19 protein-coding genes are annotated in these 20,058 nt (G+C 68.9%); 4 read left to right on the top strand and 15 right to left on the bottom strand.

Translation table 11 applies throughout. The annotated features are described in order from the left end of the window. The 3 genes from AB0J16_RS34820 to AB0J16_RS34810 all read right to left on the bottom strand — a co-directional run bounded on the left by AB0J16_RS34820 (position 1) and on the right by AB0J16_RS34810 (position 2,026). Entirely contained in the window at positions 1 to 402 is a 402-nt protein-coding gene (locus AB0J16_RS34820) for a hypothetical protein (RefSeq protein ID WP_358547788.1), read from the bottom strand. After that, the gene (locus tag AB0J16_RS34815; RefSeq protein WP_358547435.1) at positions 402 to 605 is read right to left on the bottom strand and encodes a hypothetical protein; all 204 of its coding nucleotides are present in this window, start codon (positions 603 to 605) and stop codon (positions 402 to 404) included. The genes AB0J16_RS34820 and AB0J16_RS34815 overlap by 1 nt, the downstream gene beginning before the upstream one ends. 179 nt (positions 606 to 784) lie before the next feature. Further along, on the bottom strand, positions 785 to 2,026 hold the full coding sequence (locus AB0J16_RS34810; protein ID WP_358547432.1) for an ROK family protein: 1,242 nt from the start codon (positions 2,024 to 2,026) through the stop codon (positions 785 to 787). A 116-nt stretch (positions 2,027 to 2,142) separates the two neighbouring features. Between AB0J16_RS34810 and AB0J16_RS34805 the strand changes: the two genes are divergently transcribed. Further along, positions 2,143 to 2,445, top strand: a complete 303-nt coding sequence (locus AB0J16_RS34805; RefSeq protein WP_358547430.1) for a hypothetical protein — start codon at positions 2,143 to 2,145, stop codon at positions 2,443 to 2,445. Between the two features lie 455 nt (positions 2,446 to 2,900). After that, positions 2,901 to 3,590, top strand: coding sequence for an alpha/beta hydrolase (locus AB0J16_RS34800; RefSeq protein ID WP_358547428.1), 690 nt, complete (start codon positions 2,901 to 2,903; stop codon positions 3,588 to 3,590). 250 nt (positions 3,591 to 3,840) lie between these two features. Here the strand turns inward: AB0J16_RS34800 and AB0J16_RS34795 are convergent, their stop codons facing one another. Then, positions 3,841 to 5,334 carry a M20/M25/M40 family metallo-hydrolase gene (locus AB0J16_RS34795; protein WP_358547425.1) on the bottom strand — a complete coding sequence of 498 codons (1,494 nt, stop codon included), beginning with the start codon at positions 5,332 to 5,334 and terminating at the stop codon, positions 3,841 to 3,843. Positions 5,335 to 5,570: 236 nt separating this feature from the next. On the opposite strand from AB0J16_RS34795, the gene AB0J16_RS34790 reads away from it, so the two are divergent. Further along, the gene (locus AB0J16_RS34790) at positions 5,571 to 6,125 is read left to right on the top strand and encodes an RICIN domain-containing protein (RefSeq protein ID WP_358547422.1); all 555 of its coding nucleotides are present in this window, start codon (positions 5,571 to 5,573) and stop codon (positions 6,123 to 6,125) included. A gap of 77 nt (positions 6,126 to 6,202) precedes the next feature. Here the strand turns inward: AB0J16_RS34790 and AB0J16_RS34785 are convergent, their stop codons facing one another. The 9 genes from AB0J16_RS34785 to AB0J16_RS34745 all read right to left on the bottom strand — a co-directional run bounded on the left by AB0J16_RS34785 (position 6,203) and on the right by AB0J16_RS34745 (position 16,197). Next, positions 6,203 to 7,171 carry a sugar-binding domain-containing protein gene (locus tag AB0J16_RS34785; protein WP_225289899.1) on the bottom strand — a complete coding sequence of 323 codons (969 nt, stop codon included), beginning with the start codon at positions 7,169 to 7,171 and terminating at the stop codon, positions 6,203 to 6,205. A 113-nt stretch (positions 7,172 to 7,284) separates the two neighbouring features. Continuing rightward, positions 7,285 to 8,295: a D-ribose ABC transporter substrate-binding protein gene (locus AB0J16_RS34780; protein WP_358547420.1), complete on the bottom strand. Its 1,011-nt coding sequence runs from the start codon at positions 8,293 to 8,295 to the stop codon at positions 7,285 to 7,287. Positions 8,296 to 8,427: 132 nt separating this feature from the next. After that, on the bottom strand, positions 8,428 to 9,582 hold the full coding sequence (locus tag AB0J16_RS34775) for an ABC transporter permease (RefSeq protein WP_358547418.1): 1,155 nt from the start codon (positions 9,580 to 9,582) through the stop codon (positions 8,428 to 8,430). 29 nt (positions 9,583 to 9,611) lie between these two features. Then, on the bottom strand, positions 9,612 to 11,147 hold the full coding sequence (locus tag AB0J16_RS34770; RefSeq protein WP_358547415.1) for a sugar ABC transporter ATP-binding protein: 1,536 nt from the start codon (positions 11,145 to 11,147) through the stop codon (positions 9,612 to 9,614). Next, a complete protein-coding gene (locus AB0J16_RS34765) occupies positions 11,144 to 11,794 on the bottom strand; it encodes a DUF2291 domain-containing protein (protein WP_358547412.1) in 651 nt (216 codons plus the stop codon). The genes AB0J16_RS34770 and AB0J16_RS34765 overlap by 4 nt, the downstream gene beginning before the upstream one ends. Beyond that, positions 11,791 to 13,311, bottom strand: a complete 1,521-nt coding sequence (locus tag AB0J16_RS34760; protein WP_358547409.1) for an FGGY family carbohydrate kinase — start codon at positions 13,309 to 13,311, stop codon at positions 11,791 to 11,793. Before AB0J16_RS34760 ends, AB0J16_RS34765 begins: the two co-directional genes overlap by 4 nt. After that, positions 13,311 to 14,264, bottom strand: a complete 954-nt coding sequence (locus tag AB0J16_RS34755; RefSeq protein WP_358547406.1) for a transketolase C-terminal domain-containing protein — start codon at positions 14,262 to 14,264, stop codon at positions 13,311 to 13,313. The genes AB0J16_RS34760 and AB0J16_RS34755 overlap by 1 nt, the downstream gene beginning before the upstream one ends. Further along, positions 14,261 to 15,169 (bottom strand): transketolase, encoded by a 909-nt coding sequence (locus tag AB0J16_RS34750; protein WP_358547403.1) that lies wholly within the window; start codon positions 15,167 to 15,169, stop codon positions 14,261 to 14,263. Before AB0J16_RS34750 ends, AB0J16_RS34755 begins: the two co-directional genes overlap by 4 nt. Then, complete coding sequence (locus tag AB0J16_RS34745) at positions 15,166 to 16,197, bottom strand: sugar phosphate isomerase/epimerase family protein (protein ID WP_358547400.1); 1,032 nt, start codon at positions 16,195 to 16,197, stop codon at positions 15,166 to 15,168. Before AB0J16_RS34745 ends, AB0J16_RS34750 begins: the two co-directional genes overlap by 4 nt. 325 nt (positions 16,198 to 16,522) lie before the next feature. Between AB0J16_RS34745 and AB0J16_RS34740 the strand changes: the two genes are divergently transcribed. After that, the gene (locus tag AB0J16_RS34740) at positions 16,523 to 17,341 is read left to right on the top strand and encodes a nucleoside hydrolase-like domain-containing protein (RefSeq protein WP_358547397.1); all 819 of its coding nucleotides are present in this window, start codon (positions 16,523 to 16,525) and stop codon (positions 17,339 to 17,341) included. 51 nt (positions 17,342 to 17,392) lie between these two features. Here the strand turns inward: AB0J16_RS34740 and AB0J16_RS34735 are convergent, their stop codons facing one another. After that, the gene (locus tag AB0J16_RS34735) at positions 17,393 to 18,385 is read right to left on the bottom strand and encodes an aldo/keto reductase (RefSeq protein WP_358547394.1); all 993 of its coding nucleotides are present in this window, start codon (positions 18,383 to 18,385) and stop codon (positions 17,393 to 17,395) included. Between the two features lie 190 nt (positions 18,386 to 18,575). Then, a complete protein-coding gene (locus AB0J16_RS34730) occupies positions 18,576 to 20,036 on the bottom strand; it encodes a cation:proton antiporter (protein ID WP_358547392.1) in 1,461 nt (486 codons plus the stop codon). Positions 20,037 to 20,058: the final 22 nt, after the last annotated feature.

Below are 20,058 nucleotides of genomic sequence, written 5' to 3'. Positions count from 1 at the left end.
TCATCTCCCCGAGGTGAGCATTCGGCGCGTCATTGCGCAATCGCTGGATAGTGCACAACCACTATGAGCGTGTAAAGGGACGCCGTCAAACCCCGCCGGCGCTCTCCGCGTGGTCATGAGAATCGCCGAAAGAGTCGCCGAAATGCGCCGTCTAACGCGGATGGCCATCCCCGGGATGGGGTGGCCATCCTGTCGGCCGGTGGACCGGGATCCCTCCGTGGCCACCGCTCGTTCCGCGTCCAGTTCTGTCCCCATCGCGTCCAGCGCCGCTGCTGCTGCTGTCGCGTAAACAGGTAGTCGTTGTGTCAGCCCGGTGACCTCAAATAGTCGTGCGGGCTGGCGTGACGGCTCCGCGAAGGTCGCGGTGCGCCCCGCGCCGCGCCGGCGGTTGTCGCGCTGGATCAGCGCTCCCAGGCCGGCCGAGTCGATGAAACCGCGTCGGCCGGATCGACCAGGGCGATCGAGGCCGGGCCGCCGCTCAGATAAGCGTCGAGCCAGTTCGTGATCTGACTGGCGCTCGTGATGTCGAGATCTCCGAAGGGGTGCAGGACGAAGATTTCTCTCTTTAGATTCGCCAGTGGACGGAAGGTATCCACCTTCGCCACTCTGCTTTCCCGGCTCGGTCGGATAGCGTCCAGGAAGGAATTCGGCGCCGATTCCGGCATTTCCTTGAAATGGCGTTTCCGCCAGTACTTAGGTCTTCGGTGAGCAGGAGCCGCCGACTTTCGAGGGGTTCGACGTGGAGCCGCTGGGCGGATGATGGCCGGCGGGGGCTAGGTCACCTTCAAGGTACGGGGCCAACGTCAACCTGGCGACGATATCCCCTGCTGACAACCTCGACCGGATTGTCCAGCAGTTCGGCGAAACCCAGCTCAGCACCGCCGACAAGGGTCGTGTCATCTCCCAGCGCCGCGATCCGCAGTTTCACTCGTTCGCGCGAAACTGGCAGTACATTGGCGGCGATGCGATCCCGCACCTGTGCTGAGGCCCCTCGGTAAACATCGCGCAGTATTCCGCCGAAGACCACGACGCCCGGGTTGAACAGGTTGATCAGATTGGCGACCCCGACACCCAGCCAATCCCCGACGTGGGTCAGCGCTGCTTTGGCGGATTCGTCGCCTCGCTCGGCAGCGTGTACCACGGACGCCACCGCGTCACGCCCGATCAACCCAGGAGGCCAGTTGGCCGCACTGAGCAGCGCGTCCTCCCCGACCTCCGCTTCCAGGCACCCGCGCGAACCGCACCCGCACGGCCGCCCGTCATGTGCGTTCACGATCATATGACCGGCCTCGGCGGCGTAGCCGTCATTGCCGTCCAGGCGTTTGCCGTCGACGATGATGCCGCCGCCCACGCCGACATCGCCGTGCAGATAGATGAGATTCCGGAATCCGATCCCAGCGCCCCTCTGGTTCTCCGCGACCGCACCCAGGTGAGCTTCGTTGCCAACTCGCACCGGCAGGCCCAGGGCCAAACGGCGCTCAAGTTCCGGGCCGAATGCCTGATCTACCCAGCCGGTGTTGGGGCCGAATCGCACGGTGCCGTCCGCCGGCCGGATCATGCCGCAGAACGACGCGCCAATGCCTGCACATACGGCGTCGCTGGGGACGTCGCGGAGTAGTTGGCGGGCGAACTCGGCGAGAGTTCCAACGACATCGTCCAGGTCGGGGTACTTGCGTTGGCGCACGGCCTCACGGCGATCGAGTATCACGCCGCCCAAGCCCACTCGTGCGGCCAGCAGTCGGTCCACTGCTACGTCAAAGGCGAGCACGAAGACGCGATCAGTGTTCGGGCTGACCACCAGGGACGGTCTGCCCGCTCTGTGGGTGTCCTGGGGAAGCTTTTCCTCGACCATGCCCAGTGCGGCAAGTTCGGCGGTCAGGCCCATGATCGTGGTGCGGTTCAGCCCCAGCTTCTCCCCGAGCACAGCACGTGAAGTCGGACCGTTCAGGTGGACATGGCGTAGTAACGCCCCGAGGTTTCTCCGGCGGGTCTCCTCATTAGGCGCCCCGGGTTTTGCGATCTTCATGAACCGAGTCTCCCGGCTGCTTCAATCCATTTCCACTGCATCGGGGTCCACGAGAGATCCCGTCCCTCCGGGGACCCCTGTCCGCGGCGCTGGCCGCGTGGCCGGCGATCGCGTTGGTGATCTCCTACGAGCTGATCATGTGGGTGGTTCGCTCGGGTCGCGAACTTGCCGATCGCGTGTACGACGCGGGGGAGCCCGAGCGTGTGTACGACGCCGGGCAGCCCGAGCGCGCGTACGACGCCGGGCAGCCCGAGCGAGTGCTCGCCGAGCCCGCACCCCTGAGCGTCCCGAGCGGTCACTCAGACCAGGCGCCGCAGGTGCCACAGCCCGGGGCAGTGGTCACGTCACGCCGCAGATCGACCCGGGCGAGCCGGCGCAGGAAGCAGGCGAGCGCGGGGGAGCGCGGTCCGCGAGGATGACGACCGGCCAGCGCGGGTGGCGGCCTTGCTTGCGCAGGATCCCAACATGACCGGCGCCGCGCTCGCCCGTACGCTCGGGGTGCACGAGACCACCGGCCGCAAATACCGCCGCGAAGCACTCAACGGCAGCGGTCGTTCCGCCTGACGCGCGCCAAACCGGGGCTCGGCGTCGGCAGGGGCCTTGGGCGACCATGGCCACGGGGTGCCCGTGTCGGGGGCAACCATGGTCGGGGGCCCATGGAGGACCGGAAGCAGGCTCTCCCGCTCCTCCAGCCGGGTCAGTGCGGCGGGTGCTGGGTCCACTTGCCGTTCACTAACTAGGAAGTACGCACTCCTACGCTTCGGACGTGAGTGACGAGGCGATGCAACCGACCGGGGCTTGAGGTCAGAGCGCACGGGTGGCTGTTGACGTCCAGTCACGTCTGCATCCCACCACTACGCGAGGAGAAAGCGTCATGAGCTCCACTGCGGTCAACGTCGTGCTCGTGCACGGCGCGTTCGTCGACGGGTCGGGCTGGCAGGGTGTCTACAACCTGCTCAAGCAGGACGGCTACCGGGTCAGTGTCGTTCAGAACCCCACGGTGACGCTGGAGGGGGACGCCGAGGTCACGCGGCGGGTGCTGGATCTCCAGGATGGTCCCACCGTGCTCGTCGGACACTCCTACGGTGGCGTGGTCATCACCGAGGCCGGTACTCATCCGCGGGTGTCGGCGCTCGTCTACGTCGCCGCGTTCGCGCCCGACAAGGGCGAGAGCGTGCAGTCGCTGCTCGCCGACTCGCCGCCGGGTGCGCCGGCGCCGCCGATCGTGCCCCTGGAGGGTGGGTTCCTCGCTATTGAGCGGGACAAGTTCCATGGTGCCTTCGCGGGCGATCTGCCGGCGGAGTTGGCGGCGTTCATGGCCGACTCGCAGGTGCCGTGGGGCGTGGGCGCGGCCGGCGCCGCGGTCACCGAACCCGCCTGGCGCACCAAGCCGGCCTGGTACCTGGTCGCCTCCAGTGATCAGACGATCCCGCCGGCCGCGCAGCGGGCGATGTCCGCGCGTGCGGGTGCCACCGTGGTCGAAGCCGAGGGCAGCCACGCCATCTACATCTCCCAGCCGGAGGCCGTCGTCGCGCTGATCAAGCAGGCGGCCGCTGCCGGCTGAGTGAACGATCCGTAGATCCGGTGGACGCCTCCGCGCGTCGACGGCGGCGTAGAAGAGAAGAAGCGGTCCGCACAGCGTACTCGCCGCATGTGAGCTCTTCGTGGAATGGCCATGGAACGCCTTTGGGGAGGAGAACCATCACTGCGAAAAGGAGAACACATGCGCCATCGCGGCGGTGTCATCCGGCCAGAGGCACTACGGGGGAACGGCCATGGGCAGCCCGGGATGAGCTCCCGGGCTGCCCCAGGCGTCAGCTGGCGGGGGTGTGGCCCGCGCCGGTCTTGTCGGCCGTCTGGTTGGTAGGTGTCGGTACGTTGTCGCGCTTCACCATCGGCACGCTGTTGGCGAACGTCTCAGTCGCGTACGCCGCGCCGTCCGCGAGCTCGTTCAGGAGGGTCGTGTTGACGTTGTTGTAGGTGTCGCAGGCCTGGTGGTAGCAGGGGTCATAGGCCACCCCGGCCGTGCCGCCGAAGACGGCGGCCTCCTCAGCCGTCTTGACGGTGTCGGTGCCGGACCGTACGCCGCCCGCCGGGATGCCCGCGTCCATGAACGACTGGTAGTCGGAGCTACCGGTGAACGCGTCCTGCTTGAGCGGGAGCTTGCGCCCGGCGTAGTAGTCGGTGAAGGCCTTCTCGATCGCGTCCGAGCCGGCCGGCGGCTTGGAGCTGTTGGTGCCGAGTGAGTCGTCACCGTCCAGGACACCGCGGACCCCGTTCGGGGAGCCGATCATGTCGAGGTTCAGGTAGAGCGCGATCTTTGCCTTCTCTTCGGCGCTGAGGTTCGCCACGTAGTACTTGGAGCCGAGGTCGCCGCCCTCCTCGGCGCCCCAGAAGGTGAAGCGGACCCGGTTGTTGACCCGGCCGCGAATCTCGCCGATCTTCTGGGCGATGGTGAGGACCGTCCCCGCGCCGCTGCCGTTGTCGTTGATGCCGGGGCCCGCGGCCACGCTGTCGAGGTGGGCGCCGACCGTCACCACGCGGTCAGGATTGCCGTATGCGGTCTCGGCCACGATGTTGGAGGTCGTGCGCTGTTCGCTGATGGTGTCGGTCTTGATGTGGAGTTTCAGGTCGCCCGCCTTGGCCGCCTGAACCAGCTCGACGCCCAGCTTGTTGGTGAAGCCGATCAGCGGGATGGTGAACGGGCGCAGCGCCGTACCCTCCACTGGCGCATCGGGGACATCGGGCCGCTGATAGTAGGCGACCGCGCTCGCGCCGGCCTTCTGGGCGTTGTCCGTCTTGACCTCGAAGGTACAGCCGCCCCGGCGAATGAGCGCGATGCTGCCGGCGGTGAAACCGGCGAAGTCGTCGGCCTCGCAGCCGCTGCCCAATCCGGCCGCGTCGGGATCCACGGCCACCGCGGCGGCCGTCACGTCGCCGGCGCCCGAGTAGTCGAGAGTGCGGTAGTCGGTGCCATGGATGTAAGAGGTCGGGGACGGAGCGGTCTGCGCGAAGACCGAGGGTGTGACCTCTTTATAGAAGGGAAAAGCGAAGCGCTGGATCGTGGGTTTGTAACCGGCCAGTGTGAGTTTGGCCACAACATAATTCGCTGACTTCTCGAATCCGACCTCGCCCGAAGCGCGGTTGCCGCCGTTGTTGTTGGCGATCGTCTGGAATGCCAACTGGTGCGGCCGGATGTCCTTGAGTTGGACCAGGTCAGCGAGGCTCGGGGTGCCGGCGTTGGCGGACGGTGCCGCGCCGAGGGTTGCCGCTAAGCCGATCAAGGTGCCAATAGCGATTTTGCGCATGTGTGCCCTCTCAAGTTCATGACTGACTTCGCGAATCTGAGTCAAGAGATCCGCGCAGATCCAAGATCATAGCCATGGTTTCTGTGGGATAGAGGGCTTACGTGATAAATGCGATGATATTCCAGACTTGCTGCTCTTTGTGGCCCATGCCCGATCACCCTTGGCGCACCATCCCGGTGGAACGGCCATGGAACGCCCCTAGAGACGAGAACCGTCACCGTTCGAAAGGAGACCACATGCGCCACCAGACTGGCTTCCAGCGCCGCGTGTTGACCGTCCTGGTCATGTTCGCCATGGCCCTCGGGCTCCCGGCCGCCGCCCAGGCGAGCGCTCTTTCCTCGACTGCCTTGCGCAGCAACGCCGCCAGTACCGCCAAGTGCATCGGCCTGGCGAACAACGGCAGCACCGCCAACGGCACCCCGCTCGTGATCTGGGACTGTCACTTCCACCCCGACCAGATCTGGCAGGGCAACAACGACCGCTCCATCCGTACGCTCGCCGGCAGCGGCAAGTGTGTGGGTCTGGCGAACAACGGGAGTACGGCTAATGGCACTCCGCTGGTGATCTGGGACTGTCATCTTCACCCGGATCAGCAATGGAGGTTCGCGGCCCTGGGCGCCAACATCTACTCCATCCGCAGCTTCGCCGCCAGCACCGCCAAGTGTGTCGGTCTGGCCAACAACGGCAGCACGGCCAATGGCACTCCGCTGGTGATCTGGGACTGCCACCTCCACCCCGACCAGCAATGGGGGCTGCCTGACTCTCCCGCGGCCTTCGGATTCGCTTCCTGATCGAGGTCTTCGCAGCCGGACGCGCTCAGGACCACCCTAGGAGGAGGTCCTGGGCGCTACCGGCTGACAGGAGACACCTACGCGCGGCCCAGCAGGGCTCGGGCCACCTCGACGTCCGTGATGAGGATGTTGATCCAGCGCCCGCGTACCGCTCCCCGGATCGCGGCGAGCTTGGCCGCGCCGCCCGCGACCCCGATGCGGCGCTCCACCGCGCGCAGCTGGTCGGGGGCGATGCCGATGATGCGGTCGTCGAAGTCGGCTTCCACGGCTCGGCCGTCGGCGTCGAAGTATCGAGTGCAGACGTCGCCCACGGCGCCGAGTTCCTGGAGCTGGCGCTGGTCCTCGGGGGCGATGGCGTTGCCGGAGCGGCGGAGCAGCGGGGAGGGTTCCAGGGTGCCGATGCCGAGGAGGGCCAGCGTGAGCCGCGACCATGACTTCATGACCTCGGCGACGGCGGGCTCCTTCGACAGCATGTCGCGGAGTTCGCGGCTGTGGACGAGCGCGGCCGACGGTGCGAAGACGGGCCGCGCTCCGGTCAGCTCGGCGAGACGGCTGGTCAGGCGGGTCGCGTGCAGTTGTACTTCGGGGCTGCCCGATCCGCCGACTATCTGGACGACCTCTTCGGCGACGGGCGTCGTCTTGGCCCGCATGACGTTGATCGCCTCCAGGAGCGTCGCGCTCCAGGAGGAGATGCCGATGACGTCGCCGCCTTTGAGCGTCGCGTCGAGGTAGGTGGCCGTCGCGGCGGCGAGCGCGGGGATGACGTCAGGCCCCACGCCCTCGGTCTCGACGACGACGGCGTCGCGCAGCCCGTACTGCTCGACGAGGGCTTCCTCGAGCTCGGCGTGCACGCCGTCGGGGGAGACGACCACGGTGCGTACGACAGCGCGGTCGGCGGCCTCTTTGAGGAGGCGCGAGACGCGCGGCTGCGACATGTTGAGATGGGCGGCGATCTCTGGCTGGCGGAGCCCGCGCTCGTGGTACATGCGGGCCACCTTGACCAGCAGCCGCATGTGGTCGGGGCTGGGAGTCGAAGCGATCACCACGTGAGTTCCCCGTCCTTCCTCGCTCCGGTGAGCGCGTCGCCCGGAGCGTCCGGTCTGCATGCTAGACGTTGGAGCGGCTAGAGGCGATGTCGTCGCCCCTAGCCTCCGGCGCCTCAGAGTTTCGCGAAGACGCCGTACTGGTCGGCGTTGTCCTTCGTAATGATCTCGCAGTCGATCGACTGCTTCTCCGGCTGCCCGGTCGCGCCGGTCTTGACGAACTTGTCGGCCTGCTCGACCGCGGTCGTGGCGCCGAGCGCGGCCGGCTGCAGGGAGGTGGCGAGCATGGTTCCGGCCTTGATCTGCGCGATGGCGTCCGGGCTGCCGTCGAAGCCGACGACGATGACGCCGCTCTTCTTGGCGGCCTTCAACGCCGCCACGGCGCCGAGTGCCATAGTGTCATTGCCGGCGATCACGCCTTGGATGTCCGGGTTGCGCTGGAGGATGGTCTCCATCTTGCTGAAAGCCTCCTGCTGGTCCCAGTTCGCGGTCTGCTGGGCGACCCGCTTCAGGTCCGGGTACTGCGAGATGACGTCGCCGAAGCCCTTGGAGCGCACGCCGGCGTTGGTGTCGGATTCCTTGCCGGTGAGCTCGACGTAGTTGCCCTTCTCCTTCATACCCTTCACGAACTCCTGGGCGGCCAGCTGGGCTCCCTGGGAGTTGTTGGAGACGATCTGGGCCTTGGCGATGCCGGTCTGGTTGATCTCCCGGTCGATCAGGAAGACCGGGATCCCGGCGGTCGTGGCCTTCTGCACGGGGCCGATGGAGGCGTCGGCGCCGGCGTTGTCGAGGATGATCGCCGCGGCCTTGCGCGAGATGGCCGAGTCGATCAGCTCGCTCTGCTTGTTCGGGTCGTCGTCGTGGGAGTCCACCGAGGTCTGGTAGCCGAGCGACTCGGCCTTCTTCTTGGCCGCGTCCGCCTCGGCCTTGAAGAACGGGTTGTCCGGCGAGGGGGTGATGATCGCGATCAGGTTGCTCTTGGGTGCGGAGGCGCTCGACGACGAGGAGGCGCTCGACGCCGTCGAGGCCGCGGGTTCGCCGGATGATCCGCATGCGGTCAGCGTCAGCAGCCCTGTGGTCAGGGCCGCCGCGGCCTGGACGACCAGGCGACGGCTGGGATGGGACATGGTTTACCTCCTGGAAGACGCGCCGGCGTGGACGCGGGATGGGGGGTGGGAACGGTTCTGGAACCGTTCCGGTGCGGAAGTCTGGAAATGGAAATGGGGTGGGACGAGGGTCGGCGTTTGGAAAAAGGAAGGTCAGCGGGCCGGGGCGCTGGGTCTGACCGGTTCGTCGTCGGTGGTCGCCGGTTCGTCGGCCACCGCCACCGCGACCGCCGAGGCGGCGGCGCCGCGGCGCTGGAAGCGCTGCTGGGTCTGGTCGAGGATGACCGCGACGATGATCACGGTGCCCTTGATGAAGATCTGCCAGAACGTCGAGACGCCGACGATGACCAGGCCGTCGGCGAGGAAGCCGATGACCAGGGCGCCGACGAGAGTGCCGCGTACGTTCCCGCGTCCGCCGGACAGGGCGGCGCCGCCGATGACGACGGCCGCGATGGCGTTCAGTTCGAAGCTGTCACCGGCCTGCGGCGCGGCCGAGGTGAGCTCGGAGGCGATGATGAGGCCGGACATCGCGGCGCAGGCGCCGGAGATCATGTAGACGATCACCTTGACGCGCTGGACGGGGACGCCGGTGAGCTCGGTGGCCCGCTCGTTGCCGCCCGTGGCGTAGAGCCAGCGGCCGAAGGGCGTCGAGCGCAGGAGTACGGCGACGACGGCGGCGAGGATGATCATGATCCAGATCGCCACCGGAAGGCCGAGCGGCCGGCCGCCGCCGATCCAGTCGAAGCCGGTGTTGTGAGTGCTGGGGTCGCCGCCGAGCTTGGGATAGGTGGTGCCGCCGGAGATCAGGAGCGCGGCGCCGCGCGCGACGTACAGCATGCCCAGCGTCGCGATGAAGGGCGCGACGTTCAGTCTGGTGATGAGCAGGCCGTTGATGCTGCCCATCACGGTGCCGGCCGCGATGCACAGGATGACCACCGCCCACACCGGCGGGTAGGCGATGACGCCGAACAGGCTCAGATGTACGCCCTGGAGCAGTTCGCCGGCGATCACGCCCGACAACCCGACGATGGAGCCGACCGACAGGTCGATGCCGCCCTTGAGGATCACCAGCAGCATGCCGAGCGCCAGGACGGCGTTGATGGCCACGTGCTTGATCATCGTGATCAGGTTGTCGACAGTGAGGAAGGAGTCGGACAGCAGGGCGAAGACGATGATCAGGACACCGAGCGCGATGAACGCACGTAGCTCGAAGATCGAATTGAGCGTCTTCAGGCGGCGCGCCTCTGCCGCCGCCCGGCGGCGTTGGCGCAGCACGGCTGCGTGGTCGTTGGTCAGGGTGTCAGCCATGGCTAACCTCTTCAGTGGTGTTGGCGCTGTCAGTCATGGCTGACCTCTTCGGTGGTGTCGGCGCTGTCGGCCAGGCTCATCAGCTGGTCGCGGGTGATCTCGCCGGCCCGGAGGTCGGCGATCAGCCTGCCGCGGACCAGGACGAGCAGGCGATCGGGTATGTGCAGCGCCTCTTCGGTCTCAGATGTGGTGAACAGCACCGCCAGGCCGCGTTCGGCCTGCCGCGCCATCAGTTCGAAGACGTCGGCCTTGGCGGCGACGTCCACGCCGCGGGACGGTTCGTCGAGCAGCAGTACGCGGGGGCCGGTCATCAGGGCCTTGCCGATGACGACCTTCTGCTGGTTGCCGCCGCTCAGCGAGCCGATCGGGGCGTCGGGGCCGCTGGTCTTGACGGTGACATCGGTGATCATCGTCTCGACGGCGGCGCGTTCCTTCGTGCGGTTCACGAACAGGCGGCGGACGAAACCGGTCAGCGCGGCCAGGGACAGGTTCTGGCCCACGCTCATCGTCTGGACCAGCCCGTCGCGCTGGCGGTCCTCGGGGACCAGGGCCAGCCCGGCCTGGATGCGGCTGCGTACGGTGCCGACGACCGGCTCCCCGTACAGGCGGATCTCTCCCGATTCGGCGTGCAGGCGGCCGGCCAGGCATTCCAGAAGTTCGGTACGGCCGCTGCCCATGAGCCCGTAGATGCCGACCGTCTCACCGGCGCGGACGGTGAGCGAGACGCCGTCGACGGCCAGGCGGTCGGGGTTGGCGGGGTCGGCGACCGACAGCTCGACCATCTCCAGCGCCACCGGCCCGAGTTTGGGCTCGCGGGCCGGGAAGAGGTCGTCCTGGTCGCGGCCGACCATCTTGCGGACGACCCAGGCGAGGTCGACGTCGGCGGCGGCGGCCGTGGCGACCATGGAGCCGTCGCGGAGCACGGCCACGTCGTCGGCGATGTCGAGCGCCTCCTCCAGGTGGTGGGAGATGTAGACGATCGCCACGCCTTCGGCCGTGAGCTCGCGGATGACCTGGAAGAGGACCTCCACCTCGGGGGCGCTCAGTGCCGACGTCGGCTCGTCCATGATCAGGATCCGGGCGTCCTGCAGCAGCGCGCGGGCGATCTCGACGAGTTGCTGCTGGCCCAGCCGCAGGTCGCCGACCATCAGATCGGGGTTCAGCGCCCCGTCCAGACGGCGGAGCACGCCGGCCGCCATCGACCGCATGGTCGCGCGGTCGACGAGGACGCCGCCGCGGGTCCGCTCCCGGCCGAGGAACAGGTTGTCCTGGATGCTCAGGTTCGAGCACAGGCTCAGTTCCTGATGGATGATCGAGATGCCGCGATCGGCCGCGTCGCGGGCGCTGCCGAACTCGACGACCTTCCCGTCGAGCTCCACCTGGCCGGTGGTGGGCGACTCGACCGCGCTGAGGATCTTCATCAGCGTCGACTTGCCGGCGCCGTTCTCGCCGAACAGCACCACCACGCGCCCCGGGACGATGTCGAGCGAGACGCCCTTGAGCGCCTGCGTCCCGCCGTACACCTTGGTGACGTCGACCGCCCGCAGCACCGGAGTCGCCGTCACGACGCCGCCTCGACGGAGATCGGGGTGATGGTCAGTACGTCGGCGGTCAGCGGTGTCATCGCGCCGACCACGGTGACCTTCTTGCCGTCGAGTGACGGGACGTCGAGCGACGACAGCACCTTCGCCTTGACCTCGTTGTTCAGGGCGGTGCCCGCGTCGGCGTAGTCGACCTGGTTGACGAACTGGCCGAACGCGATGAAACCGACCGCGTCGCGCAGCGCCGTGCCGTTGATGGCCGGGCCGATCTGCACCTGGACCCTGGCCTTGCCGATGCCGGGCACCTCGACCGGCAGCAGGCCGCTCTTCGCCGAACCGGCGGTGCCGGTCAGCGTGACGGCGTAGCTGTAGGGCCCGGTGCCGGCGCGGTGGCCGTACTTCTGGCCGGCCGCGTCCGTGTCGTCGGCGATCGCCTTGCTCAGCGTGACGATGTCGACGGCCTTGCCCTTGATCGCCGGTACGACCTTCGGCCCGTAGGTCGCGGCGCCGTAGCGGGCCGGGTCGAACTTCGCCTGCTCGCCGGCGCGCGGCGCGGTGTCCGAGCGGTACGTCGTACTGGCGATGATCGCGATGATCACGAGCACGAGCGCGATCAGGCTGCCGCGGCCCAGCGTGAGCCGGCCGGGCCGGGTAGATTGCACTGCTGTCATGACGTACTCCCGTTCGCGCGTGCGCCGAGGTCGCGGGCGACCGTGAGGCGCTGGTGCCATCTCGCCGCGGCTGCCCTGCGGTGCTCCGCGCTCCAGTCAGGGGTGAAGATCTCCACGTCGCCGTCGGCCCGGCGTTCGAGGTCGCCGGTGGTCCACAGGCCCAGTCCGAGCCCGGCCAGGTCCGCCGCGCCGCCCGCCGACAGCTCGTGATGCCGGGTGCGGGCCACCTCGACATCGCTCAGGCCGGCCTGCAGCCGCATGAGCGCGGCGCTGCGGGTCAGGCCGCCGTCGGCGACGATCCGGCGCAGGCCCGGCATAGCGGTCAGGACGTCGTCGACCTGGTGCGCCACCGACTCCAGGGCCGCCCGCGCGAGCTGCTCCCGCCCGGTGCCGAGATCGAACCCGGCCAGCACCGGCACCGCCCGGGGGTCCCACCACGGCGCGCCCAGGCCGCCGAAGGCCGGTACGAGGGTGACGTCGCCCGCGTCGGAGCCAGCCGCCAGGTCGACGACCTGGTCCGCGGAGATGCCGAGCAACTCCGCCAGCCAGGTCAGGGTCCGGCCGGTGGAGCGGATGTTCGCCTCCCTGGCGAACGTCGGCCGCTGCCCGGTCGACCAGGCGATCGTGTCGCAGACCGGACTTCCCGACCCACCCGACCCACCCGACCCACCCAGCCCACCCGGACCGCCCGGACCGCCCGGCGACTCCGCGACCGTCATCACCGACGATCCCGTGCCGTAGGTCACCTTGACCACGCCCGGCCGCCAGCCCGCGTGCGCGAACAGCGCGGCGTGCGAATCGCCCAGCACCGCGAGCACGGGCACCCCGGCGGGCAGCGGATCCAGGTCGCGGACCGTGCCGAAAGGGCCGGTGGAGGCGACGACGTGGCCCAGCGCCGCGCGGGGGACGCCGAAGATGTCCAGCAGTTCGTCGTCCCAGTCACCGGTCGCCAGGTTCAGCAGCTGAGTACGGGAGGCGTTGCCCACCTCGGTGACGAACTCGCCGGTGAGCGCGTCGAGCAGCCACGCGTCCACGGTGCCCAGGCGCAACTCGCCGCGCCCGCTGCGCTCGCGCGCCGGATCGTGCCGGTCGAGCAGGGCGCCCATCTTCAGCGCCGAGAACATGGGATCCAGCGGGAGCCCGGTACGACCCCGGACCAGGTCGCCGTACCCTTCCTCCAGCAGCTGGGCCGCCCGGTCCGCGCCGCGCTGGTCCTGCCAGCCGACCAGCGGCGCGACCGGCCGGGTGGTAGCCGCGTCCCACAGGACCACCGACTCGCGCTGGGTGCTCAGCCCGATCCCGCGTACGGCCCGCGGATCGTCCTGCCGCAGGCAGGCGGCGGCGGCGTCGCGGACGCTGCCGAGCAGTTCCTCGGCGTCCTGCTCCGCCAGCCCCGGAGCCGGGTGGCTCTGGGACAGCGGCGCACTGGCACGGGCCACGACCTGACCGGCGGCGTCGACCAGCAGGGCCTTGGTGGAGCCGGTGCCCTGATCGATGGCGAGGACGAGCGGTTCCATCAGACCCGTCCCAAAGCCTCACGGGCGGCCTTGACGATGCCCTCGGCGTTCAGGCCGAAGTGGTCGAGCAGGAAGGACGTGCTTCCCGTCGGTGCGAACGTCGGGACACCCAGCATGCGTACGGGGACCGGATGGCGCTCCGCGACGACCTTGGCGACGGCGGCGCCCAGGCCGCCGGACAGCAGGCCCTCCTCCGCGGTGATGATCGCGCCGGTCTGCTCCGCGGCGGCGACGACCTCGGCCACGTCCAGCGGCTCGACGAAGGTCATGTTGACCACCCGCGCGGTGAGGCCCTCCGCGCGCAGGAGCGCGGCGGCGTCGAGGGCCCGCGAGACCATCGTGCCGATCGCGATCACGGTCACGTCGTCGCCTTCGGCCAGGCGCGTCGCCCGGCCGGCCACGAAGGGCGCGCCCGCCGGTGTCACGGCGGGGACCTTGAAGCGGGGGATCCGGATATAGGAGGGGAGACCGGACGCCGCGGCCCAGCGTATGGCGTCGCGGGTCTGCGACGGGTCGGCCGGGACGACGATGCGCAGCCCGGGGACAGCGCGCATCCAGGACAGGTCCTCGATGGAGTGGTGGGTGGGTCCCAGCTCGCCGTACGCCATGCCCGGACTCTGCCCGCACAGCACCACGTGCCGGTCGCTGTAGGCCACGTCCGCCTTGATCTGCTCCAGGGCGCGCCCGGTGAGGAACGGCGCCGCGGCGGAGACGAAGGGGATGAAACCGGCGTTGGCCAGGCCGGCTGACACGCCGACGAGGTCCTGTTCGGCGATGCCGACGTTGATCAGGCGGTCGGGGAACTCCTCGCGGAATTTGACCAGGTTGCTGGATCCGACCGAGTCATTGCAGACCGCCACGATCCGCTCGTCGGCGCGGGCCAGGGCGGCCAGCTCCTCGCCGAAGTCGACGCGGCAGTCGAACGTGGGCGCCTGCTCGGCGAGGGCGGTCATCGGCTCAGCTCCTCGAGCGCGAGCTGGACCTGCTCGTCGGTGGGCACCTTGTGGTGCCACTCGACCCGGTCTTCCATGAATGAGACACCCTTGCCCTTGACGGTGTTGGCGATGACGGCGACGGGCTTGCCCGTCGACGACGGCGCGTACGCCTGCTTGATCGCGGCGTGGTCGTGGCCGTCGATGACGCGCACCTCCCAGCCGAAGCTCGCCCACTTCTGGTCGAGCGGCTCCAGCGACTTGGTGTCCTCGGTACGCGCGCCCTGCTGCAGCCGGTTGCGGTCGACCACGGCCGTCAGGTTCGCCAGCCCGTAGTGGGCGGCCGTCATGGCCGCCTCCCAGTTGCTGCCCTCCTGCATCTCGCCGTCACCGAGGACGACGATGGTGCGCCAGGTCTCGCCGCGCAGCTTGGCGCCGAGGGCGCAGCCGGTGGCGACCGGGAAGCCGTGCCCGAGCGGGCCCGTGTTGGTCTCCACGCCGGGCACCTTGACCCGGTTGGGGTGGCCGTTCAGCGGCGACAGCGGCGCCATGTACTCGGCGAGCCGCTCCTGGGGGAAGAAGCCGCAGGAGGCCAGCGTCGAGTACAGCGCGGCGGCGCAGTGGCCCTTGCTCAGCACGAACCGGTCGCGCAGCGGGTTGGCCGGGTCGTGCGGGTCGAGCCGCAGCGTCCCCCACATGGCGGTCACCAGCAGGTCCGTCACCGACAGGTCGCCGCCGACGTGCCCCATCCGGGCCGCCTGGATGGTCGTGAGGATGTCGCGCCGGATACGCGTGGCGATTCCGGCCAGCTCGGGGGCCGCCTCGGCGGGCGAGGCCGCGCGCAGGAGCGCGCTGCGCTCGACGTAGGCGTTGGCGACGGGCGCGTCCAGTTCGAGGGGCCTGGACGCGGTCTTCACGGCGGTCATTCGGACTCGCTCTCGGCGAGTGCCCGGTAGAGCGCCCGCTTCGCGATGCGCTGGGCGCCGAGGGCGTCCTGCGCCGACTGAGCGGCGGCGAGCGCGTCGCGGTCGAGGTAGCCCAGTGCGTGGTGGAAGGCGCGCATGGTACGGATGCCCGCCCGCGCCGCCTCGACGGAGTCCTCGCGGAACGGGAACTGGTCGAGCTGCCAGACGCCCTCCCAGCCGGCGTCGCGCAGGGCGAAGAAGAACTCGAACGTCTCCAGCAGGTGCACCGAGCCGACGACCATGTCGTCGTCCCAGCCGCGGAAGTTGTCGTTGACGTCGATCGCGAAGAGTTTTCCGCGGCTCATCGCCATCTTGGCGGCCTCGGCCGGCGTCTCGCCGCCGTACAGGGAGTGGCCGAAGTCGAGCAGGATGCCGACGTTGTCCACGCCCATGTCCTCGATCGCGAGCAGGGTGCGCGCGACGGAGGAGAAGACCATCCGGTTGCGCGGCTCGCGCGGCTTGTACTCGATCGCGAACTTCAAGTCGGGGAAGGCCTGCGCGAGCTCGCGGACCGCGCCGACCGACTTGTCCCACAGGTCGGTGTAGTCGGCCTGGAAGGGATAGTCGTAACCGTCCTGCCCGGGCCACAACTTGATGTAGTCGACACCCAGCTCACGCCCGACTTCGGCCGCGGCCGCCACCAGGTCGATGGCGTCCTGGCGTACGGCGGGGTCGGGGTTGGTGAAACCGCCCTTGGCGAACTTGCCCGTGTAGAACTCGGGCGTGACCGCGATCGCGCGCAGGTTCTGCTCGTCGAGCGCCGCCCGCACCTCGGCGGTGCTGATGCCGCCGGGCGGAAACGGCCAGTTCAGGTCGACGACGGAGAGGTCGCCCACTGCCCCGGCAAGCTTGATGCAGTCCAAGACCGTCTTCGGCTCGCCGTAGCCGTCGGTCGCATACCGGTCGACATAGGTGGCGAAGTGCCAGATGCCGGCCCCGTAGACCGGCTCATCGTAGGGCTGAATGTTTATGCGATCACGATCAGACATGCAAGCAAGTTACGGGAGGATGAAAAGAGGTGTCAATGGGGCGCCCTTGGTCATGTGTCGGCAACCTTGACGACATCCAGGAGCAGCATGAATACTGCGCATGCCATTCGCCACTCAGCGGTGAATAGGCATTCACAGAAGAGTTGCTGTGCCTCCCTCCAGGCTCCCGCCCCCCGGAGTAGGCGACGTATCCGGGCATGGCCTGCGTGATCGCGGCTCTCGACGGGGCCGCTCAGTACGCTCCCGCGCGTGAGCGCCCTCTGGGCGCGAGCATGCCGTGATCGGAGCTTCTTGCGACGCTCCAATCACGTACGGTAAGGTTTCCGTGATCGAATTGGCAGGAACCTGGGGCTACAACTGCGAGCGCGGGCAGGGCAACGTCCGAGGTCTACCGGCAGACCGCGTCTACTTCAGCGGCGCGTGGATCAAGAAGAACATCCAGATCGGGCCGCTGGGCTCGCTCTACCGGTCATGGCTGGACGGCCAGTCGATGCCGGGCGACCAACTCGACATCTTCGGCGACCCCGAGCGTGCCGCGGGCGGCTGGTGCAAGCCGCTGGCGCCGTACGACTTCCTTTCCGAGGGCGACAACGTCGCCTTCAACCCCTTGCTCGACACCGGCATCCAGGATCCGGAGAACCCGCTGCTCGGCGGCTGGGGTGGCCGGGCGACCCAGACGACCACCTCCCCGAACCTGTGGACCATGGTGGGCGCGGAGAAGGACGAAACCGGCGCCGACGTCAAGAACTACACGACGCTGCGATGGGCCGGAGCCGCGCAGAACGACTTCGCGGCCCGGATGCGGTGGACCCTGACCCCCAAGTACCGCGACGGTAACCATGCGCCGACGGTCGACATCGACGGCAACGACACCGTCCGGGCCCGGCCCGGCTCCGTCGTCACGCTGACCGGCCGCACCACCGATCCTGACCGGGATTCTGTGGCACTCCGCTGGTCGCAGTACCGAGAGGAAGGCAGCTACCCCGGCACCGCCACCATCACCGACCGCGGTCGCGGCCGGGCCGCCGTCACCGTCCCGGCGGACGCGACACCGGGCCAGACCATCTCGATCATCCTCCAGGGCACCGACGACGGCACGTTCCCCCTCACCCGCTACGACCGCGTGTTCATCCGGGTCGTCTGACGATGCGCAGCACCACCCGGCGAGCCGTTCTGCCCGCCGGGTGATGTCGGGTCAGTAGGCGGCGTCGAGTTTCGCCCGCTGTTCCGCCGTCAACTCCAGGTCCGCCGCGGCCAGACTCTCCTCCAGCTGCTCGACCGAGGAAGCGCCGATCAGCGGGATCATCGGGATCTCGCCGCCGATGAGCCAGGCGAGCACCACCTGGTTGACGGTCGCTCCTGTCTCGTGGGCCACTTCCCGCAACGCCGCGAGACGCTGAGGTGTGCCCGCGTGATCGAAGGCGACGCCAAGCGGCTTGTCGTCACGTACGTAACCGCCGCTCAGCAAGGGTGAGTAGGCGACCAGCGTGAGTTCGGGCTCGGCTCGCAGGTAGCTGAGCAGATCACCGCCGACCACGCCGAGCTTGCCGTCCTGAGAGCGCAGCGTCGGAAGATCGGTGCGCTGCCGGAGGTACGTGTGGTGATATTGCACGACCTCATAGCCGGGCAGCCCCGCCGCGGCCGCCAGGTTCCGGGCCCGCTCGAGTCGCCACGTCCAGTGATTACTCGCCCCGAGCAGACCAACAGCGCCTTCCTCGACCAGACCCGCGAAACCTTCGACCGTCTCCTCCAGCGGCACCTTGGAACCTTCGAGGTAGGCGTGTGCGTACAGGAGATCCAGCTTGTCCACGCCAAGCCGCTCCCGGCTTCGCTCCGAGGATTCCCGGATCACCCGGGCCGACAAGCCCTCAAGGTCATGGCTGAGGGCAGACGATGGAACGTTCGGCCGCCCGCCGAGCTTGGTGGCGATGACGATCTCATCCGTGATGTCGCGGCTGCGTCTCCAGCGGCCGAGCAGTGCCTCGCTTTCACCCCCCTGAGTGCCGTTGACCCAATAGGCATAGTTGTTGGCGGTGTCGAGGAAGGTGCCGCCGGCCTCGACGAAGCGGTCGAGGATGGCGTACGACGTCGCCTCGTCGATGGCGGTGCCGAACAGCATGGCGCCAAGACTCAGCACACTGACCTGACGACGAGTCTTCGGATCGCTGCCGATCATGCGATACCTCATGGGAATCCCCTCCACATTGAGCGTTGGGCGGGATTGTGCACCCTAGAGTCGACTAGAGGTCAATGCGGCAGGCGCGCTCGAAGGGGAGCACTTCCGTCAGGTGCTGGATCAAGGACTCCCCGCCCAGCGCCGAACGCGCCAGCCCACGCAGCAGACCACCCTCCACCTTTCGTAGACGCCGCATAGACGCTCAGGGAAGGCGCTCCTTTTCGGCTGGTCGCGGCATCGGGGCGGGGAGCGTCCGCTCCGGATGGAACAGCCCCAGCAGGCGCAGCGCGGGTACCGTCATCACGGTGGTGATCAGCGCCATCATCACTAGCACGGTGAACGTGCCCGGCCCGATCACGCCGATGCTGAGCCCCGTGCTGAGCACGACGATCTCGGTGACGCCGCGCGCGTTCATGAGGACGCCGAGGCCGAGCGCGAGCCGTCCCGGCATGCCGCCGGCCCAGGCGGTCACGGCGGCGGTGCCGAGTTTGCCGAGGACCGCGGCCACCAGCAGGACCGCCCCGCCCAACAGCACCGTCGGGTCGTCGAAGGCCATGCGTACGTCGGCCTGCAGCCCGATCGAGGCGAAGAACACCGGCAGCAGCAGCGCGCGGTTGAGTGAGGCGAGACGGTCGGGGACCGTGCCCAGGACGCGGGCGTTACGGGGGATCACGACGCCGGCCAGGAGGGCGCCGAAGATCGCGTGCGCGCCGATGACGTCCGTCGCCGCCGCCAGGGAGAAGATCAGGCCCAGGACGAGCACGAGGCTGGCGGGCGCGGGCAACCTGGTCGCCGCGTACCTGTCGGCCAGGGTCCTGAGCGCGGGGCGGAGCACGAGGAGCGCGAGGAGGACCAGGACGGCGGAGAGCAGCATCGTGGTCAGCGCGCCGGCGGGTGAGCGGGCGTGCGCGAGCGCGATCACCGCGGCGAGCGCACACCACGCGAGTACGTCGGCGATCCCGGCGCACAGGATGGCCAGCGAGCCCAGCCGGGTGCCGGTCAGGCCGACTTCCTGGAGGATCCTGGCCAGCACGGGTAACGCGGTGACGCTCAGCGCGGTCCCGATGAACAGGACGAACTCCGTCTTGCCCGCCGCCGGGCCGGCGAGCGCGGAGGCGAACGGGATCGCCGCGACCGTGCCCAGGGCGAAGGGTACGGCCACCATCGCCAGGGCGGCGACGCCCACGACGGTGCGTTGCCCGCCCAGGGCGGTGTGGTCGAACTCCGTTCCCACGGTGAAGATGAAGATCGCCAGCCCGGCCTGGGCGAGCAGGTTCAAGTGCTGCATGGCGGCGGCTGGCATGATCAGCTCGGTCGCCGCCGGCGCCAGCGCGCCCAGCGCGGACGGCCCCAGCAGCAGCCCGGCCACGATCTGTCCCACCACTGAGGGCTGGCCGATACGACGGGCCACGACGCCGCCGAGCGAGGCCAGTCCGCCGATGACCGCCACGGCGAGGAACAACCTCAGGATCGACTGGATGGGCGTCGCCTCCGCGACCGGCGGCACCACCACCGCGCGCTCCACCGGGTGGACACCCCAGCCGAAGACCATCAGGAGCGACACGGCGGCTACGGCGGTCAGCGTGAGCGCGATCACCAGACCCCAGGCCGGGGCGGGCAGGAGGCGTTGTTCGGTGTCTTCGAGCGGGCTCTGTCCACGCATGCTGACGCCCCCTCCGGCGTTC

The organism is Nonomuraea sp. NPDC049750, assembly GCF_040659625.1.
In the GTDB taxonomy this organism is placed as follows: domain Bacteria; phylum Actinomycetota; class Actinomycetes; order Streptosporangiales; family Streptosporangiaceae; genus Nonomuraea.
Note: the sequence above shows the minus strand (reverse complement) of the source record. Positions and strands in the feature narration are given on the sequence as shown.